This window comes from Paractinoplanes lichenicola (genome assembly GCF_016785085.1).
Classification (GTDB): Bacteria; Actinomycetota; Actinomycetes; order Mycobacteriales; family Micromonosporaceae; genus Actinoplanes; species Actinoplanes lichenicola.
In genome coordinates, this window is the sequence record NZ_JAENHO010000001.1 from 679,121 (window position 1) to 704,208 (window position 25,088).

28 protein-coding genes and 1 pseudogene are annotated in these 25,088 nt (G+C 72.3%); 14 read left to right on the forward strand and 15 right to left on the reverse strand.

Annotated elements, in window-relative coordinates; translation table 11 throughout:
• Window positions 1-25: 25 nt before the first annotated feature.
• Window positions 26-733, reverse strand: a complete 708-nt coding sequence (locus JKJ07_RS02945) for a hypothetical protein (protein WP_202989585.1) — start codon at window positions 731-733, stop codon at window positions 26-28.
• A gap of 79 nt (window positions 734-812) precedes the next feature.
• Here JKJ07_RS02945 and JKJ07_RS02950 point away from each other — a divergent pair, with 79 nt between their 5' ends.
• The 5 genes from JKJ07_RS02950 to JKJ07_RS02970 all read left to right on the forward strand — a co-directional run bounded on the left by JKJ07_RS02950 (window position 813) and on the right by JKJ07_RS02970 (window position 4,770).
• Entirely contained in the window at window positions 813-1,217 is a 405-nt protein-coding gene (locus JKJ07_RS02950) for a hypothetical protein (protein ID WP_202989586.1), read from the forward strand.
• Window positions 1,218-1,236: 19 nt separating this feature from the next.
• Window positions 1,237-1,950 (forward strand): hypothetical protein, encoded by a 714-nt coding sequence (locus tag JKJ07_RS02955; RefSeq protein ID WP_202989587.1) that lies wholly within the window; start codon window positions 1,237-1,239, stop codon window positions 1,948-1,950.
• 120 nt (window positions 1,951-2,070) lie between these two features.
• Window positions 2,071-3,006, forward strand: a complete 936-nt coding sequence (locus JKJ07_RS02960) for a hypothetical protein (protein WP_202989588.1) — start codon at window positions 2,071-2,073, stop codon at window positions 3,004-3,006.
• Between the two features lie 202 nt (window positions 3,007-3,208).
• Entirely contained in the window at window positions 3,209-4,339 is a 1,131-nt protein-coding gene (locus JKJ07_RS02965; RefSeq protein WP_202989589.1) for a hypothetical protein, read from the forward strand.
• A 23-nt stretch (window positions 4,340-4,362) separates the two neighbouring features.
• The gene (locus tag JKJ07_RS02970; RefSeq protein ID WP_202989590.1) at window positions 4,363-4,770 is read left to right on the forward strand and encodes a hypothetical protein; all 408 of its coding nucleotides are present in this window, start codon (window positions 4,363-4,365) and stop codon (window positions 4,768-4,770) included.
• Window positions 4,771-4,777: 7 nt separating this feature from the next.
• On the opposite strand, the gene JKJ07_RS02975 is transcribed toward JKJ07_RS02970, so the two are convergent.
• The 3 genes from JKJ07_RS02975 to JKJ07_RS02985 are packed head-to-tail and all read right to left on the reverse strand — an operon-like array spanning window position 4,778 to window position 6,763.
• Window positions 4,778-5,521 carry an ABC-2 membrane transporter-related protein gene (locus tag JKJ07_RS02975; protein ID WP_202989591.1) on the reverse strand — a complete coding sequence of 248 codons (744 nt, stop codon included), beginning with the start codon at window positions 5,519-5,521 and terminating at the stop codon, window positions 4,778-4,780.
• Window positions 5,518-6,384: an ABC transporter ATP-binding protein gene (locus JKJ07_RS02980; protein WP_202989592.1), complete on the reverse strand. Its 867-nt coding sequence runs from the start codon at window positions 6,382-6,384 to the stop codon at window positions 5,518-5,520. The genes JKJ07_RS02975 and JKJ07_RS02980 overlap by 4 nt, the downstream gene beginning before the upstream one ends.
• Entirely contained in the window at window positions 6,371-6,763 is a 393-nt protein-coding gene (locus JKJ07_RS02985; RefSeq protein WP_236028200.1) for a GntR family transcriptional regulator, read from the reverse strand. The genes JKJ07_RS02980 and JKJ07_RS02985 overlap by 14 nt, the downstream gene beginning before the upstream one ends.
• A 108-nt stretch (window positions 6,764-6,871) precedes the next feature.
• Between JKJ07_RS02985 and JKJ07_RS50995 the strand changes: the two genes are divergently transcribed.
• Genes JKJ07_RS50995 through JKJ07_RS03000 form a run of 4 tightly spaced genes read left to right on the forward strand, consistent with a single transcriptional unit; the run spans window position 6,872 to window position 9,912 of the window.
• The gene (locus tag JKJ07_RS50995; RefSeq protein WP_268919045.1) at window positions 6,872-7,000 is read left to right on the forward strand and encodes a hypothetical protein; all 129 of its coding nucleotides are present in this window, start codon (window positions 6,872-6,874) and stop codon (window positions 6,998-7,000) included.
• Window positions 7,001-7,031: 31 nt separating this feature from the next.
• Window positions 7,032-7,661 (forward strand): type IV pilus modification PilV family protein, encoded by a 630-nt coding sequence (locus tag JKJ07_RS02990; protein WP_202989593.1) that lies wholly within the window; start codon window positions 7,032-7,034, stop codon window positions 7,659-7,661.
• Window positions 7,658-8,302 (forward strand): type II secretion system protein, encoded by a 645-nt coding sequence (locus tag JKJ07_RS02995; protein ID WP_202989594.1) that lies wholly within the window; start codon window positions 7,658-7,660, stop codon window positions 8,300-8,302. The genes JKJ07_RS02990 and JKJ07_RS02995 overlap by 4 nt, the downstream gene beginning before the upstream one ends.
• On the forward strand, window positions 8,299-9,912 hold the full coding sequence (locus JKJ07_RS03000; protein ID WP_202989595.1) for an RICIN domain-containing protein: 1,614 nt from the start codon (window positions 8,299-8,301) through the stop codon (window positions 9,910-9,912). Before JKJ07_RS02995 ends, JKJ07_RS03000 begins: the two co-directional genes overlap by 4 nt.
• A gap of 1 nt (window position 9,913) precedes the next feature.
• Here JKJ07_RS03000 and JKJ07_RS03005 read toward each other — a convergent pair whose 3' ends face one another.
• The 5 genes from JKJ07_RS03005 to JKJ07_RS03025 form a co-directional block, all read right to left on the reverse strand.
• Window positions 9,914-10,642 carry an alpha/beta fold hydrolase gene (locus tag JKJ07_RS03005; RefSeq protein ID WP_202989596.1) on the reverse strand — a complete coding sequence of 243 codons (729 nt, stop codon included), beginning with the start codon at window positions 10,640-10,642 and terminating at the stop codon, window positions 9,914-9,916.
• Window positions 10,643-10,704: 62 nt separating this feature from the next.
• Window positions 10,705-13,359, reverse strand: coding sequence for a helix-turn-helix transcriptional regulator (locus tag JKJ07_RS03010; protein ID WP_202989597.1), 2,655 nt, complete (start codon window positions 13,357-13,359; stop codon window positions 10,705-10,707).
• Window positions 13,360-13,406: 47 nt separating this feature from the next.
• Entirely contained in the window at window positions 13,407-14,507 is a 1,101-nt protein-coding gene (locus tag JKJ07_RS03015; protein ID WP_202989599.1) for a DNA glycosylase AlkZ-like family protein, read from the reverse strand.
• Complete coding sequence (locus JKJ07_RS03020; protein WP_202989601.1) at window positions 14,504-15,316, reverse strand: GNAT family N-acetyltransferase; 813 nt, start codon at window positions 15,314-15,316, stop codon at window positions 14,504-14,506. Before JKJ07_RS03020 ends, JKJ07_RS03015 begins: the two co-directional genes overlap by 4 nt.
• A 52-nt stretch (window positions 15,317-15,368) precedes the next feature.
• Window positions 15,369-16,214, reverse strand: coding sequence for an NAD-dependent epimerase/dehydratase family protein (locus JKJ07_RS03025; RefSeq protein WP_202989603.1), 846 nt, complete (start codon window positions 16,212-16,214; stop codon window positions 15,369-15,371).
• Between the two features lie 82 nt (window positions 16,215-16,296).
• On the opposite strand from JKJ07_RS03025, the gene JKJ07_RS03030 reads away from it, so the two are divergent.
• On the forward strand, window positions 16,297-16,836 hold the full coding sequence (locus JKJ07_RS03030) for a TetR/AcrR family transcriptional regulator (protein ID WP_202989605.1): 540 nt from the start codon (window positions 16,297-16,299) through the stop codon (window positions 16,834-16,836).
• Here JKJ07_RS03030 and JKJ07_RS03035 read toward each other — a convergent pair.
• From JKJ07_RS03035 to JKJ07_RS03050, 4 genes and pseudogenes are all read right to left on the reverse strand, one after another.
• Complete coding sequence (locus tag JKJ07_RS03035; protein ID WP_202989607.1) at window positions 16,825-17,694, reverse strand: WD40 repeat domain-containing protein; 870 nt, start codon at window positions 17,692-17,694, stop codon at window positions 16,825-16,827. The two genes, JKJ07_RS03030 and JKJ07_RS03035, sit on opposite strands and share 12 nt — an antisense overlap.
• 550 nt (window positions 17,695-18,244) lie before the next feature.
• A pseudogene (locus JKJ07_RS03040) lies at window positions 18,245-19,482 on the reverse strand (SPFH domain-containing protein).
• Between the two features lie 14 nt (window positions 19,483-19,496).
• Entirely contained in the window at window positions 19,497-20,021 is a 525-nt protein-coding gene (locus JKJ07_RS03045; protein ID WP_202989609.1) for an NfeD C-terminal domain-containing protein, read from the reverse strand.
• The gene (locus JKJ07_RS03050) at window positions 20,011-20,412 is read right to left on the reverse strand and encodes a hypothetical protein (RefSeq protein ID WP_202989611.1); all 402 of its coding nucleotides are present in this window, start codon (window positions 20,410-20,412) and stop codon (window positions 20,011-20,013) included. The genes JKJ07_RS03045 and JKJ07_RS03050 overlap by 11 nt, the downstream gene beginning before the upstream one ends.
• 153 nt (window positions 20,413-20,565) lie before the next feature.
• On the opposite strand from JKJ07_RS03050, the gene JKJ07_RS03055 reads away from it, so the two are divergent.
• Together JKJ07_RS03055 and JKJ07_RS03060 are read left to right on the forward strand one after the other, a co-directional pair.
• Window positions 20,566-21,783 (forward strand): sensor histidine kinase, encoded by a 1,218-nt coding sequence (locus JKJ07_RS03055; protein ID WP_202989612.1) that lies wholly within the window; start codon window positions 20,566-20,568, stop codon window positions 21,781-21,783.
• Window positions 21,780-22,391, forward strand: coding sequence for a response regulator (locus JKJ07_RS03060; protein ID WP_202989614.1), 612 nt, complete (start codon window positions 21,780-21,782; stop codon window positions 22,389-22,391). Before JKJ07_RS03055 ends, JKJ07_RS03060 begins: the two co-directional genes overlap by 4 nt.
• Here the strand turns inward: JKJ07_RS03060 and JKJ07_RS03065 are convergent.
• Window positions 22,367-22,996, reverse strand: coding sequence for a TetR/AcrR family transcriptional regulator (locus JKJ07_RS03065; protein WP_202989616.1), 630 nt, complete (start codon window positions 22,994-22,996; stop codon window positions 22,367-22,369). The two genes, JKJ07_RS03060 and JKJ07_RS03065, sit on opposite strands and share 25 nt — an antisense overlap.
• 53 nt (window positions 22,997-23,049) lie before the next feature.
• On the opposite strand from JKJ07_RS03065, the gene JKJ07_RS03070 reads away from it, so the two are divergent.
• Window positions 23,050-23,376, forward strand: coding sequence for a hypothetical protein (locus tag JKJ07_RS03070; protein WP_202989617.1), 327 nt, complete (start codon window positions 23,050-23,052; stop codon window positions 23,374-23,376).
• A gap of 188 nt (window positions 23,377-23,564) precedes the next feature.
• Window positions 23,565-24,332, forward strand: a complete 768-nt coding sequence (locus JKJ07_RS03075; protein WP_202989620.1) for an NPP1 family protein — start codon at window positions 23,565-23,567, stop codon at window positions 24,330-24,332.
• Between the two features lie 8 nt (window positions 24,333-24,340).
• Here the strand turns inward: JKJ07_RS03075 and JKJ07_RS03080 are convergent, their stop codons facing one another.
• The gene (locus JKJ07_RS03080; protein WP_202989622.1) at window positions 24,341-24,937 is read right to left on the reverse strand and encodes a hypothetical protein; all 597 of its coding nucleotides are present in this window, start codon (window positions 24,935-24,937) and stop codon (window positions 24,341-24,343) included.
• Window positions 24,938-25,088: the final 151 nt, after the last annotated feature.

Genomic DNA, 25,088 nt, shown 5'->3' on the forward strand with positions numbered 1-25,088 from the left:
CCCGACCGTGTCAAGACCGTCGAATTTAGACTGTGCGGAGGTCCAACGCGTGCCGCAGGAACGACTCGGCGTTGCCCGTCGACCACCACAGCACGCCGTTGCGATACCAGACGTCGGTGGCCTCGGGGCTGATCCGTACGGTGCGGTTGGTCTCGATGTCGTAGATCAGCAGCTCGTCGCGCCCGCTCAGCTCGGAGGCGGCGGTCACCCGGGCGAACACCTCGAAGCGGCCCAGCACCGCGACGTCCGAGATCACCGTACGGGCCGTTTCCCTGGCGACCAGGCGGCGATCATTGCCGTCGGTGCGCACGACCTCGATCTTGGGGTACCCGTCCTCGTCGAGCGAGACGGCCCGGCACCACAGCGGGCTGCAGGCGGTCTCGCTGAGCCGGGTCGCGGGCATGGCGCGTTCCTCGCCGGTCACCTGGTTGCGCAGCCGCCCGGCGCCCGAGACGTCGGCCAGGCCGTCGACCATCCAGGGCCAGCCCGTCAACGCCCAGCTTCCTTCCACCGTACGGGTCCGGACTGCGCCCCCGGTGAGCGCGACCGACCGCACTTCGGTGTCGTCGTCGGGCCCGGCCGCCACCCAGTGCACCCGGCCCTCGGCGACGACCAGGTCGTACTGGGTCTGATAAAACCGCGAGTCGCCGGTGTCGGCGGTCAACCGGCGGGCCGGGCGCTCGCCACGCAGGTCGACGGCCCACAGCTGCTGCCCGGCGGCTGTCCCACTCACGCATGCGCCGTCTCCCTGGAATGTGCCAGCCCGCCCCAAGATCCGGTAAGCGGGGTGGCCGCGGGCGGACGGTGGGGTCATGAAGATACTTGCCTCCGTCCTCACTGTCGCCGCGGCGGGCGCTGCCGTGATCTCGCCCGCCGCGGCCGCCACCGCGAGCACCCCACGCTGCGCCCCGACCCGGCCTGCCACCGACTTCTACGCCGCCGGCCGGGTTGCCTCGGCTCCGATCGACTCCCGGTGCACCACCATCGCCGTCTCGGGCGTGCGTGACGCCGCCCGGCCCGCCGACACGTGCCAGACCTTCCTGGTGGCCCTGCTGTCGGCCGACGGGCGCGACCCCACCTACACCGAGCCCGTACGGGTGTGTTCGCGTGGGGTGATCGCCACCGGCGTCCCCGCCGGCACCCGGTTCCGCGTGCTCTACGAGGTCGACTACATCGAGCCCCGCCCGCAATCCGTGCGCTACATGGTCTGGCGCTGAACGGGGAATGAGAGAAGACATGTCTTTGCGACCGCTTCGCCGCGCCCTGCCCTTGCTGCTCGTGGCCGCGACCGCCGCCGCGTGCAGCTCGAACGGCCGCGCCGAGACCCCACCGGCTTCGAGCCCGCCGTCCGCGGTGGCCGCCGCCGGCAGCGCGCCGTCACCGTCGGCGGCGCAGACGATTCCCGCCTCGGCGTTCTTCCAGATGCCGGGCGACATGAAACGCGAGCAGCAGAAGGCCGACGGCGCCACCGCGGTGCCCAAGCTCTGCGGCCGCGAACTGGCGGCCGGCAAGGGCGTCGTGGCCAGCGCGGCCCTGATGAACCTCTATCAGGCCCCGGAGGCCCCCGAGGGCTCGGTGCCGCAGGGGATCCTCTATCAGACCATCCGCTCGTACGAGGGTGACAGCGCGGCCGCCTTCATGGACCGGGCCCGCGACGGCCTGGCCGCCTGCAAGTCCTACAAGACCGCCGAGAACACGGTCAAGGTGCAGACGAAGCCGCTCCCCGGCACCGCCGACGAAGCGCTGCACATCAACCTGGTGCAGCCCCAGCTCGACCTGCCCGGCAACCCGACCGGCGGCACCCAGACCAACACCGTGGTGGTCCTGCGTTTCGGCTCGGTCATCACCATCCTGAACGACGCCGAATACGAACGCAGCAGCAGCGACCACGACTTCGTCCTCATCTTCACCGACGAGGCCACGAAGGCCATCCGCTCCTGGCGCGGCTGAGACACCGTACGGCCGTGGGCGGGGTTCTGATGATCGAGAACCCCGCCGAGCCCCTTGCCGATGTTCCGCAGCCGTGACTACATTCGGTGGTGACGTGATCACGCGTTGACCCTGCCGGGGGTGCGGATGCGCGCGAAAAGGCCATTTCGGACGGGGTTCCTTCTCCTGCTGATCACGATGTCCGGGCTCGGTGCGTGTTCCCGGGCCACTCCCCTCTGCGCCTATGGCGACGCGCTGGCGAAACAAGCGAACCTCACCCAGGCGTCGGACGCGTACGCCCAGGCACAACGCAACGACGAGGGCGATTGCGCCGACGACGGGCTCGAAGAGGTCGCCGACGACATGGCCGCGGCCCGAGCCGGGGACGCCAAGGGCCGCGCCGCGCTCCGGGCCGGCGACACCGCCGCCGCCAAGGCCGCGTTCGAGAGCTCGTTGAAGATCGATCGCGGCGACCCGGTGGCCATCGTGGAGTTGCAGCGAATCGGCTCGACCGTGCCCAGCGCCGCCCCGACGCCGCCGCCGCTGGTGGTGACCGCCGCCCGTCCGAGCGGCACACTCGCCTGGACCGGCATCACCATCGCCCTCGTCATGAGCATCCTCACGGCGGTCGCCTGGTGGCGGCTGCGGCGACACGTCCGTGCGGTCGACGAGCGCTGGGAACGGTCCGACCGCAATCGAGAATACAAGTACGACAGGGCGAGCCGGCCCCTCGACGACGCGTCCTCGCAACTGAGGGACCTGACCGAGCAGTTGAAACAAGCACGGACTCGGCAAGACCAACTGGACGGCAAGATCGGCACCTTCGCCACCGAGGTGTCCGAGGTTCGGAGCGCGCTGAGCCAGCTGACGACAATCTCCACCCGGCAGAAGGCCGCTCTGGGCGGAACGATGCGGGACACCGCGAGCCTGAGGGCCGAGTTGAAAGCTGTCGCCGCGGAGTCGGCCCTCCAAAGACGGCAACTCGAGACGCTCGCCTCCCTGATGATCGACGGACGGCCGAGGTTCCGCACCGAGCGTTTCGGGCCGAAGCCGAAGCTGGAGGATGATCGTGACTGACCGGGAAGTCGAGATCGACGTCCGGCTCGGGTGGGTCGACGCCGGGCCGCCGGGCTGGCTTCTCCTGCACCGATGCATCCGCCGCGGCACGAGCGAGTTCCACGAATACTGGCGCGCGGACAACATCACCGCCCTCGACCTGGTCACGCTTCGCCAGAGCGCGGAGCGGACGAGCCAATGGTCGGCCGTCCTGGCGGGGTTGGTGGTCGAGAGCATCACCATCGCCACCGAGCCCCGCCCCGTAGTGCTGCGCCTGCGCGACGTCGACGCGGTGACAAGGGACGCATACGAGCAGGAACGTGCGAACAGAACGGTGGCGCTCGACGACGTCACCGTCCGGTTCACCGTGCGCGAAGGCCGCCTGACCGTTCAGGATGCGACCCTCCGGACAGCCGATCACAGCGTGGCCGCTCCGGCCCTGCGCGATGCGCTCGACAGTGTGGACGTGGAGACTCGGACGCCCGATCGTGATCTGCGACAGCGCCGGACCGCGGATCGGACCGAACAACTGGCGGCGCCCCGGATCATTTTGCGCGACGTTCGCGGCGTCCAGATCGGCGACCACAATGTGCAGATCAATCGGTTCATCGCCCGCAACGAGGAGCTGTCGCTCGATTTCGAGGAGGTGCTCAGGCGCACGGACGTCCGGGTGGCGATCCGGAGCCTTCAGCGAGATCCGAGCGACAACGACCGTCGTAAAGATCTGGAGCGGGTTCTGCGGGACAACGGGTGGAGCTTCTTCCCGAAACGACAGTTCTTGGAAGCCAGAAGTGAGGGGGAACGGGGCCTGCTCCGCGGGCTCGTCAGTTTCGAGTCGCGCGGGCTGCAGATCGGCGACGGCGGCGAGCAGCGAAACACCTTTGTCTACCGGGCCTGGTCGCCGGACGCCGCCGAGCTGCTCCGAGGCGATCGCGACGTGGCCCGAGCGCTGACCGTCTATCTGTGTCCCCGCACGGACGGCGACCGCGATTTCGAGGTCTTGCGGGGTGTTCTGGAGAGATCCATCAGCGAGCTGCCGATCAGGTGGGACAGGGACCGGCTGGTGCAGTATCGGGCGCCCCGAGCCGGCGAGACCGTACGGGTGGAACGGGCGGACGCGGTCAGCATCGGCGATTTCCGCTCAGTGCGGTCTACCGAGGAAAGAGACATCCGCATCGCCCGAAGAAGAACAGCGATTCCCAAACCGACCCGCGATCTGCCCGATGAGGACGAAGGCCGGAAGGCGCCCTCGGTCGAGAGGACGCGTGACGCCGAAGACGACGTGGACATCCGACAACGTCAGGATTGGCGTGCGGATCGCGACGATGATTTCGGGTTCGACAGAGGTTACTGAGGAGCAGGAACGAGGGAGCGATCATGGTTGATGTCGGTGATCTGGCCGGAAACGCGATGCCATACCTGTCGGCGGTCGCCGCCGCGTACGGCGCCGGTGTTGTGGAGCGCGTCAGCGAGAAGGCCGAAGACGCGACCGCCGACGCCACCTCCCGGTTCGGCGGACGTCTGCTGCGCCGGCTGCTCGGCTCGGCCCGGGCCAAGCAGGTGCGAGAAGCGGCGACCGAGCTCGGCGAAAACCCCGAGGACGAGTCGGGAGCCGTTGTCCTGCGGGCCCAGGTGCACAAGGCACTGGCCGAGGATCCTCAGCTGCGCTCGGACATCGCGGCCCTGCTGGCCGAGGCGCCGGCCAAGTACAACGTGCACATCACCGGCTCCCAGGGCATCCAAACAGGCGACGGCAACACCCAGTACAACAAATTCGACAGCTAGGAAGGCGTCAGCGGGTGCCGATGCGGGGGGCCAACAGCACCAGGCCGGCCACCGCAGCGGCGGCGACTGCGCTGGTCAGATAGGCGATCGGGTCCAGGAGATAGAGGTCCCCGGTCGGCGGTGGCATGAAGTACGACGGCCCGGCGGCCACGCCGGCCGCGAAGAGGATGGCGAACGGGCCGCCCGCCGCGGTCAGCACCAACGTGCGCAGGGTGTGGCCGGTGCTCAGGCCGATCACCCCGCCCAGCGCGATGAGCAGCGCGGTCTGCGCGACCATGAAGGCGGCGTTGTTGAGGTGCAGCAGCTGCAACATCTCGTACGTGTCGTTCGCCAGCACGGTGTAGCGGGTGGCGACCAGGCGGTGGAGCAGCGCCACAACGGCCGAGCAGGTCAGGCCCGCGGCCAGGGCCCAGCCGAACTTGACGGTCACCCAGCGCCGCCGGGTGATCGACTGGGTCAGTGCGAAGGCGAGCGTGTCGTCCTCGCGCTCGCGGGCGAACAGCGCCACGCCGATGATGAGCCCGAGCAGCGGCGGGACGAAAGCCGCGACGAGCTCCATCCGGAACACGGCGCCCACGGCCGCGCCATGCGGGTAGCAGACGTTCGGGTCGAGGCAGTCGGCCAGGTCCGCGTCGGCCAGCTGCCGGCGGACGATCGAGACGCCGTGCAGGGTGACAGCCGCGGATCCAGCGGTCAGTAAAGCGGCCACGAGCAGGTAGGGGCGGAGCAAGCGGAGCGCGAGCCAGGTCATGCGGGCGTCACCTCGTCGATCGGCTGCGGCACCCCGGCGCGCAGGTAGGCCAGCAGCAGCTCGTCCAGGGTCGGGCGATGCCAGGTGACCGGGCCGGCGAGCGGCGCCACGGCCCGGACCAGGGCGGTGAACTCGTCGCCGTCGCGGCGCAGCTCGATCACGCCGTGGTCGTCGAGGACGCCCAGATCCCGTACGGGCCCGGCCGCGACCCGATGCTGGTCGAGGGCCGGCTCGATCTCGGCGGCCAGGCGCACCCGCCCGTCGCCGAGCACCACGACGTGGTCGCAGACGCCCTCGATCTCGGCCACCACGTGCGAGGACATGAGCACGGTGGTCCCGCGGTCGGCGACGTCGGCCATCAGCGCCCCGATCAGCTCGGTGCGGGCCACCGGGTCGAGACCGGCCAGCGGTTCGTCCAGCACGAGCAGGTCGGGCCGCTTGCCCAGCGCCAGCACGAGGGCGAGCCGGGTGCGCTGCCCCACCGAGAGCGAGCCGACCCGGGCCGTGGCGCGCAGCCCGCCGACGCCGAGCAGGGAGATCGCGTGCGCCCGGTCCCAGCGCGGATTGAGCCGGGCGCCGAGCCGCAGCGTCTGCGCGACCGTCAGCATCGGATAGAGCGCCGCCTGCTGTCCGACATAGCCGATCCGCGCCAGTCCCCTCTCGACCGGCTCACCAAAGATCAAGACCCTTCCCCCGTACGGCCTGAGCAGCCCGGCGACGGCCCGGAGCACCGTGGTCTTGCCCGCGCCGTTGCGGCCCAGCAGAGCCACCACCGCGCCCCGCCGGACCGTGAAGGAGCAGTCGCGCAGCCCGTACGAGTGGCTGACCCCCTCGACGGCCAGCGCCTCGTCAGGCGTTCGCATGCGATTCCCCCACGTCGGCGATGAGCGCGTGAATGTCGGCCGGCTCCAGCCCCGCGGTCCGGGCCCGCTCGAACCACTCGGCCAGCTCAGCCCGCAGACCGTCGAGGTCGGCCGCCGGCCGGGCCAGGCCCGCCCGCACGAACGTGCCCGACCCCTGCCGCGGCTCGACCAGCCCGGCCACCTCGAGATCTCGATACGCCCGCAGCACCGTGTTGGGGTTGATGCCGGCGCGCTCGGCCACCTCGCGCGCGGTGGGCAGGCGATCGCCGGGCGCCAGCCGCCCGGTCCGCACGGCCTGCTGCACCTGCCGCACGAGCTGCGCATAGACGGCGGTGCCGGACCGCCGGTCGACCCGGAACACGATCACCCTGTCACTCAATCCACTAGTTCATTAGTGGACCGAGTATCCATTGCCCCTCTTCCAGCGTCAACAAGTCGACGCTGGTCGTGGCCCACCGGCTCAGCAGCATCCGGGCCGCCGACCGCGGTGGTTCTGGAGGACGGCCGGATCATCGAGGACGGCACCATAGCCGACCTGCTCGCCGCGGGTGGCCGGTTCGCCGAGTTCTGGGAGGGGCAGAGCGCCGCGTCCGGCCGGCGCCTCTCAGTTCTCTAAAAGCGGGGCGGCTCCGGCCGATCCTGCAGGTGTGGAATCGAGCACACGGCGCCGGGCGGACGAGGGCTTCACGCTCGTCGAGCTGACCGTCGCGCTGGCGATCATCACGGTGGTGATGACCTCGTTGACCGTGTTCCTGGTCCACTCGCGCGACGCCGGCCGGTACGCGACCCAGCGCGACACCGCCGTGCGGCTCGCGCTCGACGGCATGGAGAAGGCCCGCGGCATGCGGGGCTCGGCGCTGCTCGGCGGCCGTCAGCAGTGCCTGACCCCGTGCGCCGACGTCGTGTCGGCCCAGGCCGGCACGCTGCTGGGCACGAACACGACCCGCTGGGACGCGGCCGGGCCGGGAACCCTGGCGGTGCCCCAGCCCGGCGCCCAGTCGGACGGCTCGGTCGTCGCCGCGCCGGGCGACCCGGAGATCCTCCAGCTCGACGGGCTGCCGTTCAAGCGCTTCTACTATCTCGGCGCCTGCTGGCAGCCGCCGGTCGGCTCGGTCACGACCGGGATCGCCTGCGGCCCGGCCACCACCACGGCGCCGCTGGTCCGCCTGGTCGTGGCCGTCACCTGGAGGGACTCGCAGTGCCCGGCCAACACCTGCTCGCATGCCGAGGCGGCGCTGTTCAGCACCGCGATCGTCGACCCGTTCCTCGTCGGATGAGGCGACCGCCCGGCCGCGCCGACTCCGGTTACAGCCTGATCGAGATGATGGTCGTCCTCGGCATCGTCTCGGTGATCGGCACGATGTTCACGACGGCGGTGATGCAGGTGTATCGCACCGCGGACGCGATCGAGGCCGACTCGGTCGTCCAGTCGCAGCTCAGCGTCGCCCTGCTGCAGCTGGACAAGACGATCCGGTACGCCTATTCCATCTCCGCCGTGCACACCGAGGGCGGCAACCCGTACGTGGAATATCTGGTGCTGGCCGTCCCGCCGGGAGGCTCCACGCAGGTCAAGCGCTGTCTTCAGCTGCGGCTGACGGGTGCGGATCCGCAGAACCTCCAGCTGCAGTCGCGGTCGTGGACGGTGGGGCCGACGGTCACGCCGAGCGGGTGGACGCCGCTCGCCTCGAACATCACCACCGTGGCCGGCGCCGCGCCCTTCTTCCGGACCCAGCCCACCACCGCGCTCAACCACCAGAGCCTCGGCATCCGGCTGTCGGCGCGGCAGGGATCGACGAGCCGCACCAGCTCCGTCACCTACACCGCGCTCAACACGTATGCGAGTACCGCGCTGGACGCCGCCGGCCAGCCGCTCGCACCCTCGGCCGAGCCCTGCTACAACGCGGCCGCGCGCTCATGATCCGCCGGCTGCGGGACTCGCGCGGCTCGCTGCCGCTGGCGATGCTGCTGAGCATCGTCGGCGTCGGCGCGGCCGCCCTGCTCGGCGCGGTCGTGGCCAGTCAGATCAGCACCACCCGCTACGACACCAACCGCGCGGCCGCGATCAGCGCGGCCCAGAGCGGCGTCGAGACCAGCCTCGCGCAGTTCCGGTCCGTGCCGATCAACTCCTCCGGCGACGCCGCCCTGGCCACCGTGCCGTGCGCGGCCACGCCCGGCGGCCCCAGCCTCAAGCTGAGCGGCAGCGTCAGCGCGGGCACGCCGGCCGGTTACGCCGTCAACATCTACTACCTGACGCTGAGCCCACCGGCCGGGGCGGACCCCGAGACCTGGGCCAAGTCGAACCGGCTGGGCTGCGCGGCCGGGGGCGGGCCGGCCCTCGTGCCGCTGTACGCCCTGATCGCCTCGACCGGCACCGCCGCCACCGCATCGCGCACGCTGCTGGCCACCTATCTCTTCCAGAGCCGGACGAAGCCCAACGTGCCGGGCGGGACGATCAAGGTCTACAACAGCGACCAGTGCGTGACCGCGCCGCGCGAGGTCACCGGGACCAACCCGCTGACCGTCGGGTCGCCGGTCGTGCTGGCGACGTGCGACGCCTCCGACCCGAAACAGAACTTCACCTACAACCCCACGCTGCAGGTGCAGATCAAGGGCAGCGAGGGTTCGGTCAACTTCCCCAACGGCGCCTGCGTGTCGGCCGTCAGCGTCGACAAGACCCCGGTGACGTTCGTCGACTGCGACGCGACCAAGCGCACCCAGATCTGGAGCCTCAACAACCGCGACAACTTCGAGGGCACCACCGACGGCGTCAACCCCAACGGCAAGTGCTTCAACGTCGACTGGACGACCCTGCCGCCCCGGCTGCTGATCAACAACGTCATCGCGGGCAACGCCAACCGGGTGGCCGGCACCCAGGGCGACGGCACCGACGGCACCCCGTGCAGCGGCACCTCGGGCGACTACACCAAATACAAGACGTTCTTCCCGGACGCCAGCGCGGGCACCGGGGCCGCCGGCGACGTCACCAAGCAGCTGGTCAACTACGACCAGTTCGGCCGCTGCCTCGACGTCACGGGGAACAACGTCGGCTCGGCGTTCCTGGTCGTGTTCCCCTGCAAGCAGGCCCCGAACAAGGTCATCCAGTGGAACCAGGTCTGGTTCCTCCCCGCGGTCGCCGTCGGCAGCACATCGGCCCAGGGCCGCGTCTACCTCAAGGCCGCCGACGGCATCACCACATACTGTCTCTACAGTCCCGGCTCCACCGCGTGGGGCCAGTACGTGAGGGTCGCGCTGTGCAACCTGAGCAGCGCGATCCCGGCCAACCAGCTGTGGACCAGGAGCGTCTTCACCGGTATCAGCCAGACCTCGTACCGGATCGAGTCGACCTTCGGCACGTCGGCGACGGCGCCGTACTGCATCATGCCGTCGCCGACGGACTACTGGGACCAGTTCAGCGCCATGCACATCAGCAAGCTCGTCCTCGGCGCCTGCACCGGCTCCAACCTGCAGAAGTGGAACGCCTCCCCGAGCATCCTGAGCTCGGTGGTCTCCGACTACCAGGAGAAGTAGCTCAATCTCCGACCTGCTCGGCGGCGGCCAGGATCGCCTCGACGGTCACCTCGGGGTGCGAGACCAGCGACAGGTGCGAGGCGGCGACCTCGAAGGTCTTGGCGCCGGCCCGTTCGGCCATCGACTTCTGCGTGGCGGCCGGGATCACCAGGTCGTCGGTGCCGATGACGGCCCAGCTGGGCAGGGTGCGCCACGCGGCCGCGGCCGACGGGGTGGCGTTGGCGCTCAACGTGATCGGCCGCTGCCCGGCGGCGATCAGCCAGCCGTCCGCCTCGGGCAGGTCCTGGGCGAAGAACTGGAACACGGTGTCCGGCTTGAGGTAGGCCTCGGCGTCCCCCTCGGGCGCGCCCGGGTAGCCGATGACGTCGAGCACCGTCGTCGGGTCCGGCACGTCGAGGGCCGAGCCCGAGCCGCCGAGGATCCCGAAGATCGCCTCGCCCTCGGCCGGGATGAAGGCGTTGACGTAGACCAGGGCCTCCGCCGTGGGCACGTCACCGGCGGCGTTGCCGATGACCACACCCCCGTACGAGTGGCCGACCAGCACGACCGGGCCGCTGGTGCGCTGGTTGACGAACGAGGCCACGTACGCGGCATCGGACGCGACACCCCGCAGCGGGTTGGGCGGCGCCAGCACGGGAAAACTCCGGGCGCGCAGTTCCGCCGTCACCGCGTTCCAGCTCGAAGCGTCCGCCCAGGCCCCGTGAACCAGAACGATGGTGGGTTTGGCCATGGTGTTCCCCCTGTGATCAGTTGAGCGTCGTCAGGCGGAGCATGGCGGAGCGCAGTGGAAATCTAGTGAACGGCCGTGATGATCCGGGCCAGCTCCGTGCGCGAGCTGACGTTGACCTTCGGATAGATCCGGTAGAGGTGGGTGCTGATCGTGCGGGGCGACAGGAACAGCCGCTCGCCGATCTCGCGGTTGGTCAGCCCGTCCGCGGCCAGCCGGGCGATCTGCTGCTCCTGCGGGGTCAGCACGGCCAGCGCGTCGATCGGCTTGCGGCGCGTCTCCCCCGTCGCCCGCAGCTCCGCCCGGGCCCGGTCGGCCCACGGAGCGGCGCCGAGCGCGTCGAAGGTGGCGACGGCCGCCCGCAGCAGGGGCCGGCTCTCGGTGACCTTGTAGGCGCGGCGCAAGGCGGCGCCCGCGGTCAGCTGCAGCCGGGCCCGCTCGAACGGCCAGCCGGTGAGGTCGGCGGCCAGCGCGGTCTCATAGTCGCCGGTGAGCACGGCCCGGGCATAGCCGAGACCGGCCAGCAGCGCCGGCGACTGGCTGCGCGCGCCCACCGGCTCCAGGGCGGCCACGATCGGGCGCAGGTCGTCGAGCAGGCCACCCAGCATCGCCGCCTCGGCCAGGTGCCCGAGCAGGTGCAGCTGCTGGTGCGGGAAGTAGGCGGCGGCGCCCGGCTCGAACACCCGCTGCAGCTGCCCGAACGCGTCGTCGGCCCGGCCCTCGGCCAGCGCGGCCACGCCCCGCGCGCGCTGCACGAGGGCGAGCATCGGCAGCATCCGGGCGGCGTGGATGACCTGCTCGGCCGAGTCGGCGCGGCGCCGGGCCCCGGCCGCGTCGCCGCGCAACGCCTCGACCAGGGCTATGGTCAGGCCACCGCCCATGGCCCACATCGGCTGCCCGGCCTCGTTCGCCACCGCGATGCACTCGGCCGCCAACGGCAGCGCACCCCGGGTGTCGCCGAGGCCCGCCCGCGCCGCCGCGGCCGTGTTGAGCGCCTGCGACAGGCCGCCGATCCGGCCCTGCGCGCGGAAGTCGGCCGCCGCCGACAGCGCGAACGTGCCGGCCAGGTCGAACGCGCCGACCGCCCAGGCCGACATGGCCAGCTCGCTGCGCATGGCCGGGGCCAGATCCATCCGGTGCACCAGGCTGCGCAGCCGGGCCAGCCCCTGCGCGCCGTGGGCCGACGGCGAGACCATGGGCAGGATGGCGGCCGGGTTCGGATCGTCGGCGGGCAGGCCGAGAGCCACGGTGACCTCGGCGAACCGGTCGGCCACGGCGGCCGGCACGGCGGAGTAGTAGACCCGCAGCGCGACCTCGGTGAGCGCCTTGACCGCGAAGCCGGCCTCGCCGTCGCGGCGCATCTCGTCGATCAGATCCGCGTACGCCAGCAGCCGCTCCGGCCCCGACCAGGCGTTCGGATAGTAGGTGTCACGGATCCAGGTCAGCCGGGCGCGGTCGGCCCGGCTCAGCGGCTTCTCGTCGATCTCGGCCAGCAGCCGCCGTACGGTGTCCGCGTCGCCCTGCTCGTGCGCCAGATCGCAGGCCCAGATCTGCCGGTTGCCGCGCTCGGCCGGATCCTCGCTGAGCTGCACCGCACGCTGGACCGCGGCCAGCGCCACCGACACCGCCTGCCGCTCGGTCGCGCCGAGGGCGCTCTCGGTGAGCTCGCGGGCCAGCGCCTCGTCGGGCCCGGTGACCGCCCACGCCCGATGCCACAGCCGCCGGTCGGGGCTGCCCGCCACCACCTCGGCCAGGGCCGCGTGCACCCGCCGCCGGTCGCCGGGCGCCGCCCCCTGGCGCAGCGCCGACCGCAGGAGCGGATGCCGGAAGCGCAGCTCGTACGCGTCGTCGACGCTCACCAAACGGGCCGTGACTGCGGGCTGAATCGCGTCGGTCGGCACCTCGCCACCGGTCAGCACCGCGGTCGCGGCGAGGATCTCGTCGAGCCCGCCTCCGTCGTCCAGCGCGGCCACGAGCAGCAGGTCGCGGGTCAGGGGCGGCAGGTCGGCGACGAGACCGGCGAACGTCCGCTCGACCCGGCTGCTCAGCGGCAGCGCCGACGGCAGCAGCGCCGAGCCGCCGAGCCGGGCCGCCGCCGCGCCGAGCTCGACGACGCCGAGCGGATTGCCCGCGGCCCCGCTCAGCACCCGCTCGCGCAGCACGTCGGTCAGACCCGGCGCCGTACGCTCGAGCAGCCGGTCGGCGTCGGCCGGTTCCAGCGGTTCCAGCCGCAGCTCGGGCAGCCCCGCCGCGGCCAGCCGCTGGTCGACGTCCTCGCCGTCGCGCACGGCCATGACCACGGCGATCCGGTCCGACTCGATCCGCCGGGCCAGAAACGTCAGCGTCGCCCAGGTCGAGGCGTCGAGCCAGTGCGCGTCCTCGATCGCCAGCAGCACCGGCTCGCCGGTCGCGGCCAGCAGATCAACAACTTCAAGCGCCCGCCGGTACGGTGACTCGGCCGCCACCCGGGCCGGGCGCAGTGGCCGCAGCAGGTGGTCGAGTCCCGCGTACGGGATGAGCACCTCGACCTGGACCCCGGCGACGCTCAGGATCCGCAGCCCCCGATCGCGCCCGGCCGCGACCGCGTGCTCGAGCAGCGCCGACTTGCCGATGCCGGCCTCGCCGCGCAGCACCACCGCGGCGCCGCGCCCCTCGACCGCCTCGCCGAGCAGCGACTCCAGCGCCCTGACCTGGTCGTCGCGCCCAACGATCTTCCCCATGCCTCATCTTGCAACGACGCCGGGCGACCCGCCGGGTGACGATGACCTCAGTTCAGGACCGTCACGGCTTGGTCGGTCAGGCGGGCGGCCTCGGCGGTCAGGTCGTCGTGCGAGACCGGGCCCGCCTCGGCGAACAGGGTGACGGTGATGCCGTCGTCGCCGGACTCCCAGGTGCCGGCGACCCGGCCGGCGCTTACCACCACCGGCGAGATCCAGCCGGCCGCCTTGCTGATCAGGGACCGGCGCTGCGGCGCGATGATCTCCTCGTTCTTGGTGCCGGGGCCGAGCACGAACTGGTCGAAGGCGGGCAGCAGACGGACGCCGGGGAAGGGTTCGGCGGCCTCGATGCCGGGGATGTCCGCCGTACGGGCGAACGCTTTTCTGCCCTCGACGGTCACCTCGGTCAGCTCGCCCGCCTCGGTGAGCGCGGCGAACCACTGCTTGAGCGCGGCCTTCCTCGACTGGCCGCGGATGAGCCACTGGTCGAACGTGTCCATCGTGGCCGGCCCGTAGGCGCCCAGATAGGCCGGGATGATCCGCGCGGCCGCCGCGTCGGGCTCGGGCAGCCCGGGCCAGCCGTCGAGCCACGTCGCCGGGCTGGTGAAGGTGACCCTGGTGCCGTCGTTGGGGCCGTTGCACAGCAGGCCCTGCCAGGCCAGCGGCTTGAGCACGGCACCCCAGCCCGAGCCGAGCAGGTCGGCCAGCGAGTCGTCGCGGGTGCGCTCGAGGATCCGCGCGGCGAGCTGCTCGCGGGTCAGCACCGCGTCGTGCAGCACCTCGCGCACGGCGTCGGCGATCGCGTCGATCTGGGCCACGGTGGCGAAAGTCTTCTGCCAGGCCCCTTTCTCCCACGTACGGGCGGCGGCGAGCAGGCTCAAGCAGGCGGCCGCGTCGTCCGGGGTGAGCAGGTGCAGCGTGCCCCGCATGGCCCACACCTTGATCAGCTTGCGGTCCCGCAGCGCCTTGGCCGCCAGCCCCTTCGCCGCGGTGGGCCGGCGCGCGGCGACGGCCTGGTCGGCAGCCGCGGCGACCTGGGCCTGCACCCCGCACAGGCGCCGGACGATCCGCTCGGCCGAGATCCCCTTGGGGCGGTCGAGCAGCTGCCGCCGCATCCGCCACGCCAGCACCTGATCCAGGTCCAGGTTCATCGGCCGCCCTTTCCGTAGGTGACCGTGCGGCCCGCGTCGCGGAAGCCGATGTGGTGATAGAGCTGCCGGGGCACCGGGTAGGCCGCGTCGCCGCGCGGGCACACCTTCGCGCGGGTCGCCCCGGCCTCGCGCATCGCGTGCAGGCAGGCCAGGCTGACGGCGGCGCCGAGGCCCCGCCGGGCGTGCCGCGGGTCGGTGCCGACCGGCTCGAGCAGGGCGGCCCGGTTGACCTCGTCGAGCCAGCCGAGGGCGGACGCGGCCAGGGTGCCGTCGGGCGCCTCCACGACGAGGTCCAGGTCGCGCCGGTAGGGCCGGGTGGCCGCGATCATCGCGTACCGCTCGGTGGTCATGCCGGACTCGCCGTCCCCCAGGTCCACCGGGGGCACCTGCAGCTCGCCGATCCACTTCGGGCGCCAGGCGGCCCGGTGCACCGCGGCCCGCTCCGCGAGCTCCCCGGGGCGGACGGCGCGCACCGCGTACCCCTCGGGCAGCCGCGGCGCCGGGAGGTCGTCCAGCTCCCGCACGCAGTGCCGGAAGAACGGCTCGTCCACCTCGCGGAAGCCGGCCTCGAGCAGGGCAGCGAGCAGCTCGGTGTCGGTGTCCATCGCGGTGGCCGTCGTCGTCTCGGGGAACCGGCCCAGCACCTCACGCACCAGGTCCGGCGGGGCGTACAGCTCCAGGTGGCCCGGCGCGGGCACCCAGCCCCAGGCTGTCACCTCGCCGTCCGGCCCGCGCCAGAGCTCCGCCGTGCCGTTCGCCAGCGCCGGGCTCTGCCAGGCCAGGTCGCCGATGTGCCAGTGACTGTCCACCGTCCAGCCACGCTGCACGGCCTTTGCATGCCGAGGAGCTCCGCGGGAGAGATCACGCACCGATTCTGCCGTAGGCGCCGGCCGCGATGTCGTCGAGCAGGGCCGGGCCGGTCGGCTGCCAGCCGAGCAGGTCGCGGGTGCGGGCGCTCGACGCGGACAGGTTCAGCGCCAGGAAGCCGCCGACGAAGCCGAAGTGGGCCGGGTCGGCGACCGGCGCCACCGGCAGGTTCAGGGCCCGGCCGAGCGCCTCGGCGATCGTACGGGTGGGGATGCTCTCCTCGGCCACGGCGTGCAGCCGGGCCCCGGCGGGCGCGCCCTCGACGGCCAGCCGGATCAGCCGGGCCGCGTCGCCGCGGTGGACGGCCGACCAGGGTGTCGAGCCGTCGCCGAGAAAGGCCGAGACGCCCGTACGCCGGGCCGCGTCGGCCAGGAACGTGACGAAACCCCAGTCGCCCATGCCGTGCACGGTCGGCGCGAACCGGACCACGATCGTGCGGGCGCCGGGGCCCGCATGCTGCTCGTTGCCGTGCGGGTCGACGTCGTCCTCCACGATCGGCCGGTCCCGGGCCAGGCCGGAGAGCCCGTCGACGACGACGAGCGGCCGGTCGGGGTCGGCCAGGGCCCCGATCGCGGCCCGGTCGGCGCGGTCGTTGCCCTCCGGGTCGGCCCAGTCGTGCTTGTTGGCCAGATGGACGACGGCGTCGGCGGGCTCGGCGCCGCGGCGCAGGGAGGCGAGGTCGTCCAGGTCGCCCCGGACCACGACGGCGCCCTTGGCCGCGAGCGCGGCGGCGGAGGTGTCGGACCGGGCCAGCCCCGAGACTTTGTGACCCGCCGCGAGAAGGTCGTCGACGGTGGCCGAGCCGATCCAGCCGGTCGCGCCGGTGACGAAGACGTGCATGAGAGGGGTCCTTCCATTTCGAGTCACAGTGTCTCGAAACCATAGCAGATAACGATGCACGGTGTCTCGATATACTTCGGGCATGAACCAGCCGAAGGCGGGGCGGCCCCGCAGCGAGCAGGCCCGCGAGGCCGTCCTCCACGCGGTCGACGACATGCTGCTCGAGGTCGGCTATGCGGCGATGACGATGAAGGCGATCGCCGAGCGGGCCGGGGTGGGGCGCCAGACGGTCTATCGGTGGTGGTCAACCAAGGCGGAGATCCTGTTCGAGGCGAGCGTGGCCGACGCGGAGGAGGAACTGGCGGTGCCGCCGGCGGACGATCCCCGCGCGGAGGTCACGGCGTATCTCGACGCCCTCGTGGTGTTCCTGACCCGCTCCCCGGCGGGCGCGGCCTATCGGGCGCTGCTGGCCGCGGCCGAGCACGATCCGGCGGTCAAGGCGCTGGTCGCCTCGCGGGACGTGCTGGGCGACAGCGCGCGCGCCGTGCTGGACCGGGTGTCGACCGCCTCCGACCAGGCCGTCGCCCGGCTCGTCGGCCCGCCGTTCTTCTGGGTGATGAGCGGGCGCGACCCTGCGGCGCTGGACACGGCGGCGCTCGCCGGCGACTTCCTAGACGGCTAGCTCGGCGCCCGTCGTCAGGGCCAGCAGGGTCGGGCGGGGCTGCGGGCCGCAGACGGCGATCAGGTCACCGGCGATGTCGATCGAGCGTACGGACATGGTGTTCAGCGTGGTCTCCCAGCGGACCGTGCCGCTCCGGTCGACCGCCACCGCCCACGTGTCGCCGCACGAGGCGACCAGGCGGCCGTCCTCCGAGCAGGCCAGCGCGCGCGGCCGCTCCCGCGCCACGCGCAGCGCCTGCACCGAGCGGAAGTCGGCGTCGAAACAGGTGGCCTGCCCGTCGACGCCCGCCGCCACCAGCAGCGTGCTCGACCAGGTGCAGGCGCTCACCGGCTTGCCGGTCAGCCGGACCCACTCCCCCGGGCGCCGCTTGGGATGCCACGCCCGGGCCCAGCCGCTCTCGGTGACGATGACGACCTCGTCGCCGCGATAGTGCGCGGCCAGCACGGGCCGCCCGCCGCTCAGGTCGGCCAGGCCCACGCAGGCCCCGCTGCCGACGTCCCACACCGACGTGCGGCCGTCGCCGGTCATCACGTAGACCCAGGACCCGCCGGCCACCCAGCCCACGTGCCGGGGCCGGTCGGGCAGCGCCGCCCAGCTCACGAAGAGCTGCGGCGGCCGGTCGTCGCGCAGCCGCCAGACCGCGCCGGTGCCGTCGATCGACGCCGTGGCCAGCATGTCCTCGACGGCCGGGTTCCACGCCGCCGCGACGATGCCCCGGCCCAGCCGCAACCGGCCGGCCCGCCGCGGGCGCTCCGGGTCCGACGTGTCCCACACGGCCAGTTCGCCGTTGGGCGCGCTGACCGTGAGCCGGCGCGCGTCGCGACGGAAAGCCATCGCCCGGTACGGAGAAGTCCTCACTTGATCTGCCCCTGGTCCGCTTTTGCTCGACGCGTTCCGTGGCCAGGACGGGGTGCCTCACGGTGGCGGCCGTGAAGCACCCCGTCGCTTGTGCGGCCATGGCGAATCGGGCCGCGCCGATCGCCGCCGGTGAACTATTTCTGGGAAACGCATGGTGGACACACCAGGGAGTGCGCGCCAATGCGGGAATGCCGCGGCGCGCGGGTGTGCTAATTAGACACTTAACTCAAGTAACAGTAACTCCGGCCCTCACGTTCATGACCTCCGACCAGGCCATAAATTCATCCAGGCATTGCTTAACAGTCCTCGGGTATCGCGAGCCGCCGCCACGGCAATGGGCTCGAACGATGTACACCGACATGCTTCTATATAGATCGACGATGTGCAAGCGCCGATCAAGGGTGAGTCGCGCATTGGGGTCGCCGGTCCGCTCTTCTTATCTGCTGACCGGGGACCTGGTCCGGGCACCCCACCGGAACACGCCGGAAATGGCGCACGGTCGAAACCGGCGCCACCGATGTTCCCGGCTCTTAATGCCCGGCCGACCCGGTTATGAGGTCGAGGCGTTGCGGTCGTTCGAGGGCTGGCTGTTGTGGTGCGTACGCCGGGACAGCAGCTCGGCGAGGTCGATGCCGATCAGGTCGGTGCCGAGTTGCAGGCCCTGGGCCACGTTGCCGGCCACCGACTTGGTCAGCGCCGACGCGCCCTCGGTGGAGATGACCGTCATCTTGTCGATCGCGCCGATGGGCCGGCTGGCCGCCTCGACGACCTGGGGCAGCACCCGGGCCAGCAGGTCGAGCACGGCCGCCTCGCCGTACTGCGCGAACGCGTCGGCCTTGAGCCGCATCGACTCGGCGTCGCCGCGGCCGCGGGCCAGGGCCGCCGCCCCCTCCGCGTGGCCCTCGCGCTCGGTCGCCTCGGCCAGGGCCGAGCGGCGGGCCCGCTCGCCCTCGCCGACCAGCCGGGACTGCTCGGCGTCGGCCTGGGCCGCGGCGATGGTGGCCTGCCGGCGGGCGTCCGCGGCGAGCACGTCCGCGTTGCGGGCCGCCTCGGCCGCCTGCTCCACCCGGTAGCGCTCGGCGTCGGCCGGCCGGCGGACCTCGATGTCGAGCTCGCGCCCCTTGAGCTCGGCCCGGCGCTCGGCGAGCTTCTGCCGCTCCAGCACGACCCCCTGCTTCTGCTGGGCCTCGGCGAGCGGGCCGGCCGCGGCCGAGCGGGCCTGGGCCGCCTCGACCTCCGCGCGGATCTGCGCCTTCTTGAGCTCCAGGTTGCGCTCGGCGGTGGCGATCGCCTCCTCGGCCAGCAGCCGGGCCTCCTCGGAGGCCTGGGTCGCGATCGCCTCGGCCACCGCCGCGTCCTTGAGGATCCGGGCCGCCTCGGGCCGGCCCAGGTCCTGCAGATAGCTGCCCTCGGTGAGGATGTCCTGCACCTGGAACGTGTCGAGCACGAGACCCTGGTTGGTCATCGAGTGCTCGGCCTCCTCGGCGACCGCGCTGGCGAACGTCACCCGATCGCCGATGATCTCCTCGATGGTGAGCCGGCCGACGATCGCGCGCAGCGAGCCCGCCAGCACCTCCCGGGTGAACTGGTCGATCTCCTTCTGCTGGTGCAGGAAGCGCTGGACAGGTCGGTCAAGCGGGCGCCCTGCGAGTCGGTGACCGAGCGGCCCCGGCGGCCGGTGATGATGAAGGCCTCGTTGGGCCCGGCCACCTTGATCCGGGACAGCACCAACATCACGAGGAGGAAGACGACCAGGACGCCGCCGGCGGTCGCGAGCAGCAGGGACATTTCGGCACCCCTTGTCAGACGGGTGGAAGTGGTTCGACGACAACGCTGGAGTGGCTGGTCGCCTCGATCACGAAGACCTCGGCGCCCAGCGGGAGGGCACGGGCGGCGCGGGCGTGCAGCTTCACCTGCTGACCGGCGACCCGTACGCGGACCTCGCCGTACCCGTGCTCGGCGATCGGGGTGACCACGACGCCGATCGCGCCGACGAGATCGGCCCGGCCGGGAGTGGCATCGGTCGGGATGTTCTGCGCCCAGCGGGAGAGCCGGACGGCGAGGTAGGCCGTCGGCAGCGCGGCCGCCAGCCCGATCGAGCTCGCCGCGGCCACGCCGCCGGGCGTACCCACGCCAAGCAGCTCGCCGGCGATGGCCGCGGCGAACCCGAACGCCCCCAGAAAATCCGCTACGGTCTGCGTCGACGCGCCCCCGACCCGGCCGCCCCCGATCATCCCGAGCAGACCCGAGCCGAGTACGCCCAGCAGCAGGATCGCGGCCCCCGACGCGCCGATCAGCAGGAAGACCAGGGTCGCGCTACTCGTCACACCAGTCTTTGACGTCGTCGTCGGTGAGCAACCGGATCAACCCGCCGTTGACGGCGGCGCCGACGATCGCCGGCAGGATCGCGCCGGTGAAGAGCAGCACGACGGCGCCGATGATGTTGATGACGCTGATGCCGACCGCGGTGCTCCGGGCCCAGGAGCGGCCGAGCCAGATGAACACGCCACACGCCAGCTGGGTCGCGGACAGCCCCAGCTGCGCCAAGTACAGCAGGAAGACGATCGCGGGCACCGAGGCGCCGTGCGAGTCGAGGACATCGGCGAACAGGACCAGGCTGAGCAGAAGACCCAGCAGGCCGAAGCCGCCGACCAGGCCGGCCGCCGTCTTCGCCTTCCGTGGACGGACCGGCTGGATGGGCTCGGGATTGCTTTGCACGCCCGCGTCGTACAAAGGAAACGCCTCCTCCGTGCAACTGTCGATTGTGGTCGGTGTGACCTCTGTCGATGAGTGTGGGCCGCCCGGACGGGCCTTTCCATGCCGCACCGGTGCGGCATGGACCGGGCTTCGGAGCCGTGTCAAACTGCGGGCGTGGACAGCGAGCCGGACCTGCTTCGGGCGGTTGACCTGCACCAGCGCATCCGGGCCATCACCACCGGCGTGATCCTGCTGTCCCGGGTGGGCACGCTGGGCATGGTCGGCCTGAGCATCGTGGCGATCGCCCGGGCCGACGGATACACCGACAAGCCCGCGGCCACGGTCATCTACGTGGCGGTCGCGGCGTGGAGTGTGGTCTTCCTGCCCGCCGCCGCGACGCGCGACCCGATCCCCTGGTGGGTGCTGACCGTCGACGTCACCGTCACCGCCACCGCCGCCGCGACCCTGCCGTGGACGCTGACCGACGAGGCGTTCGCCACCGTGGCGGTGCCCGACTTCGAGCCGGTCGCCGTCTCCACCGCGGTCGCCGTGGCCCTGGCCAGCGCGTCCTGGCGGGCCACGGCGGCCGGCTGCCTGGCCCTGGCCGTGGCGTTCTTCGTGGGTCAGTTCTCGTCGCCGGATTACTACGAGCTCGCCTCCGTGGCCAACATCGTCGGCTGGCAGGTGGTCACGGCCGCCTGCTGCTGCCTGTTCATCCGCCGCCTGCGGGCGGTCGCGGACGCGGTCGACGTGGCCACCGACCGGGTGATCGCCGCCCGGGAACGGGTCGCCGCCCGGCGCAGCCAGGACGTGGAACGGATGCGCCACTTCCAGGAGCAGCTGCTGCGGCACCGCGCGCTGCACGACGGCCCGCTGCGGCTGCTGACCGCGATCGCCGGTCAGGGCCCGGCCGGGCATCCCGACCCGCGGGTGCGCAGCCAGGCCGCGATCAGCGCCAACGTGCTGCGCGGCACCACCCCGGACGACGCGGACGGCTCGCTCACCGAGCTCTCGCTGGCCCTGATCGAGGCCGGCAACGACAGCGCCACCCAGGGCCTGCGGGTGGAATACCACTTCGCCAACCTGCCCGACACGCTGCCGCTCGAGGTGCTGCAAGCGTTCCGTCAAGCGACCGGCGAGGCCCTGGCCAACGTGGCCCGGCACGCCGGCAGCAGCCGGGTCCGGCTGACCGCGCTGTCCGACCGGCAGCCCGCGCCGACGGTCACGGTCGCCGTTGTCGACCAGGGCAAGGGCTTCGACCCGGAGTCGACCCCGTACGGCTACGGCATCCGGCACTCCATCACCGCGCGCATGGACGAGGTGGGCGGTACGGCCTCCGTGGACAGCCATCCCGGCCAGGGCACCCGCGTCGACCTGCGGTGGCCGGCATGATCCGGGTCGCCATCATCGACAACGACAAGCTGGTGCCGGCCGGGCTGCGGGCGCTGCTGGCCGAGGCCGCCGACATCCGGATCGTGCACACCGCCACCAGCCTGGCCGCCCATCTCGCGGCCGCGCCCGAGGCCGACGTCGTGCTGCTCGATCTGAGGCTCGAGGACGGCACCGAGGCGGCCGCCAACGTCGCGGCGCTGCGGCGTGGGGGCGTACGGGTGCTGGTCTTCTCGGTGCACGGGGACAGGCGGCACGTGCGCGCCACCGTGCGGGCCGGGGCGGGCGGTTATCTGGTCAAGGACGACGACGCGGCCAAGCTCGCCGACGCCATCCGCAACGTGCACGACGGCCAGCCGGCGCTCACGGCCGAACTGATGACCATCATCAACGACGACCCGCCCGAGCTGTCGCCGCAGGAGGCGCGCGCCCTTTACCTGTACGGCACCGGCAGCACCCTGGCCGCCACGGCGCGCCGCATGGGCGTGACGATCCCGACCGTACGCTCGTATCTGACCCGCATCCGCGCCAAGTGGGCCGCCATCGACGAACCCGTCGACGACGTCCGCACCCTGATCGACCAGTATCAGCCGCCGCCACCGTCGCCGTGACCGGCGGCGCGGATGCCCGCCACGAGCAAGCCAAGGCCGTAGCGGAACTGCTCCTCCGACCCGGTGACCGGCAGCGCGTCGCCCGGTGGGGCACCGGGCAGGGCCGAGATCGCGGCCTTGACCTGTTCCCAGCGCTCGTCCGGGGCGCCCGCCCGCGCGGCCATGGCCAGGGCCGCCGACAGGTAGGCGACGAGCGCCTGGACCGTACGCACACCGTCCTCGGGGGACAGTCCGGCCTCGGTGAGCGCGGAGGCCATCGCCCCGAACAGCGGCCGCGCGCTCGGGCCGAGCGGCGGGCGGGCGGCGAGGTGGCCCGCGATGCCCGGATGCTGCAGCGCCGCCGCGCGGATGGCCAGGAACAGCTCGGTGAGCCGCTCGTCCCACGGCAGCTCCGGGGCGGGCAGCGGCAGGCCGGTCAGGGCCCGGTCGGCGACGGCGTCGAGCAGGGCCTCGCGGTCGGGGAAGTGCCGATACAGCGCCATCGGGTCGCAGCCCAGCTCGTTGGCGATCCGGCGCATCGACATCGCGGCCGGGCCCTCCCGATCGCCGACCCGCAGGGCGGCGGCGGTGATGGCGTCGGTAGTCAGGGTGGCGCGTCGTGGCATGCGGAGACTCTACGCCGTAGACAATCCGGCGGCCGTTTGTCTACGCTGTAGACATGACAGCGTTGACGATCGCCCGTACCGCCGCCGTGCTGACCGCCGTGGGCACGGTCGGCTACCTGTTCCCGGCCGGCCTGTTCCGCACCGACAACATCTTCCTGATCCCCGACCTGCTGCTCAGCCTCCTGCTGCTGCTCGCCGCGGCCGCCCCGGCCCGGTACGCGGTGACGGACCTGCTCTGCGCGTTCTGCTTCGCGGGCGGGGTGCTGGTCACCGCCGTCTCCTGGTATGCGGTGGACGGGCGGGTCGGCCCGGGCGCCCTGCTCGGCGCGGTCACGTCGGCCGTCATGGCCGCCGTCCTGATCCGCCGGCGACCCGCGTGACCGCGCGGCGGGACGGTTCCGGGAGGTGCTCGCCGCCCTCCTGACGAGCAACCTGACCCCGTACGTGGCCGCGCGGTTCGCCCTCGACGACGCGGCCGCCGCCTACCGGGCGGACACCCGCGGCACAGTCCTCCTGATTCCCCGAGGCGCCATTGACTGCCTTCTATGCGGACGGGCAGGATCGCGGCATGCGTCCCCTCGCTCGCCTCGGAGCCGTGTCCGGCTTCGCCGCCGTCCTCCTCGCGGTGGCGGCCACGCCGGCGTTCGCCGACCCGCCCCGCACCCTGCCGCAGAACGCCAACGGCTACGAGCAGTCCTTCTCCCCCGCGTACGACTACGACACCGACGGCTGTTACGCGGTGCCCGCGATCGGCCCCGACGGCACGCTCAACGGCGGGCTCAACACCACCGGCGCGGTCAACGGCAGCTGCCGCGACCAGTCCGACCTCGACAACTCCCAGACGTACGCCCGCTCGAAGTGCAACAACGGCTGGTGCGCCATCGTCTACGCCAGCTATTTCGAGAAGGACCAGGCCGTCGCGGGCAGCGGGCTCGGCGGCCACCGGCACGACTGGGAACACGTCATCTCCTGGGTCAGCCAGGCGTCCAACCAGGTCGAATACGTCAGCACCACGCAGCACAGCTCGCAGCGCACATACGCCCGGTCGCAGGTGCGGTTCGACGGCACCCATCCGAAAGTCGTCTATCACAAGGACGGCGCCTCGACCCACTTCTTCCGGCTGGCCAACGGCAACGACGAGCCGCCGGAGAACCACTACCACAACTGGCGCTACCCGCCGCTCGTCGGCTGGGACGGTTTCCCCAGCCTCCAGCTGCGCGACAAGCTGACCGCGGCCAATTTCGGGTCGGCCACCCTCAAGACCCGCGACGGCTCGTTCGAGTCGCTGCTCAACGCGGCCAAGCCGGGTGGCGTCCCCTTCAACCCGTACGCCTGATCAAGCCGTCACGCGGTCGGGGCCGGCGTCGGCGCCCCGCCCTCCGACGGCGCCCCGCCCTCCGACGGCGCCCCGCCCTCCGACGGCGCCCCGCTTTCCGACGGCGCGGGCGCGCCCTCGGGGCCGGGGCGTCCGTGCTTGCCCGGGCCCTCGCCGCGGCCGCCCGGACCCCAGGGGCCGCGCTTGCCCTCGGGGCGGTCCGGGGCGAGGGTGACCGAGGTGGCGTCGAGCGAGACGCCGTCGGCGTTCACCGTGCCCTCGGCGTGCACCCGGACGCCGACCTTGACCTCCGACGGCACCGTGGCGATGTTGATCTGGCGGGTGAAGCCGTCGCGGTCCTCGATGAGGATCTTGCCGCCGTCGATCGAATTGACCGTGCCGCCCAGGTGCGGCTTGTGCTCACGCTGGGCGGGGCCGCGGGCCGGATCGCCGGGCGACGACGACGTGGACGGGCCCCCGGGCGACGACGTGGACGGGGACGGCGACGGGTCGGCCTGGGCCAGTCCGGCGACGCCGAGGGCGAGCCCGCCACCGGCGACGACGGCGATCGCGATCCGGCTGAGCCGGCCGGCGGTGGTGGCGGATTCGGGCAGGGGCAGCTTCAACGTCGGCTCCTTGTTCGGGGCGCCGCCACGGCCGGGGCGCCTGATCACCACGCTGACCGGCGGGCCTGAAGACGACCTGAAGCGGGCCGCTTCTTCAGCCGGTCTTCAGGTTGGTGACGGCTCGGGCATAGGCGGCCGGGTCAGACTGGGC

Coding starts and splice junctions, on each gene's coding strand:
- JKJ07_RS02970 (WP_202989590.1), top strand. CDS start 4,363: ATGGTTGATGTCGGTGATCTGGCCGGAAACGCGATGCCATACCTGTCG.
- JKJ07_RS03005 (WP_202989596.1), bottom strand. CDS start 10,642: ATGGCCAAACCCACCATCGTTCTGGTTCACGGGGCCTGGGCGGACGCT.
- JKJ07_RS03075 (WP_202989620.1), top strand. CDS start 23,565: ATGCGTCCCCTCGCTCGCCTCGGAGCCGTGTCCGGCTTCGCCGCCGTC.
- JKJ07_RS03010 (WP_202989597.1), bottom strand. CDS start 13,359: ATGGGGAAGATCGTTGGGCGCGACGACCAGGTCAGGGCGCTGGAGTCG.
- JKJ07_RS03015 (WP_202989599.1), bottom strand. CDS start 14,507: ATGAACCTGGACCTGGATCAGGTGCTGGCGTGGCGGATGCGGCGGCAG.
- JKJ07_RS03000 (WP_202989595.1), top strand. CDS start 8,299: ATGATCCGCCGGCTGCGGGACTCGCGCGGCTCGCTGCCGCTGGCGATG.
- JKJ07_RS03030 (WP_202989605.1), top strand. CDS start 16,297: ATGAACCAGCCGAAGGCGGGGCGGCCCCGCAGCGAGCAGGCCCGCGAG.
- JKJ07_RS02995 (WP_202989594.1), top strand. CDS start 7,658: ATGAGGCGACCGCCCGGCCGCGCCGACTCCGGTTACAGCCTGATCGAG.
- JKJ07_RS03060 (WP_202989614.1), top strand. CDS start 21,780: ATGATCCGGGTCGCCATCATCGACAACGACAAGCTGGTGCCGGCCGGG.
- JKJ07_RS02975 (WP_202989591.1), bottom strand. CDS start 5,521: ATGACCTGGCTCGCGCTCCGCTTGCTCCGCCCCTACCTGCTCGTGGCC.
- JKJ07_RS02980 (WP_202989592.1), bottom strand. CDS start 6,384: ATGCGAACGCCTGACGAGGCGCTGGCCGTCGAGGGGGTCAGCCACTCG.
- JKJ07_RS02950 (WP_202989586.1), top strand. CDS start 813: ATGAAGATACTTGCCTCCGTCCTCACTGTCGCCGCGGCGGGCGCTGCC.
- JKJ07_RS03065 (WP_202989616.1), bottom strand. CDS start 22,996: ATGCCACGACGCGCCACCCTGACTACCGACGCCATCACCGCCGCCGCC.
- JKJ07_RS03070 (WP_202989617.1), top strand. CDS start 23,050: ATGACAGCGTTGACGATCGCCCGTACCGCCGCCGTGCTGACCGCCGTG.
- JKJ07_RS03025 (WP_202989603.1), bottom strand. CDS start 16,214: ATGCACGTCTTCGTCACCGGCGCGACCGGCTGGATCGGCTCGGCCACC.
- JKJ07_RS02955 (WP_202989587.1), top strand. CDS start 1,237: ATGTCTTTGCGACCGCTTCGCCGCGCCCTGCCCTTGCTGCTCGTGGCC.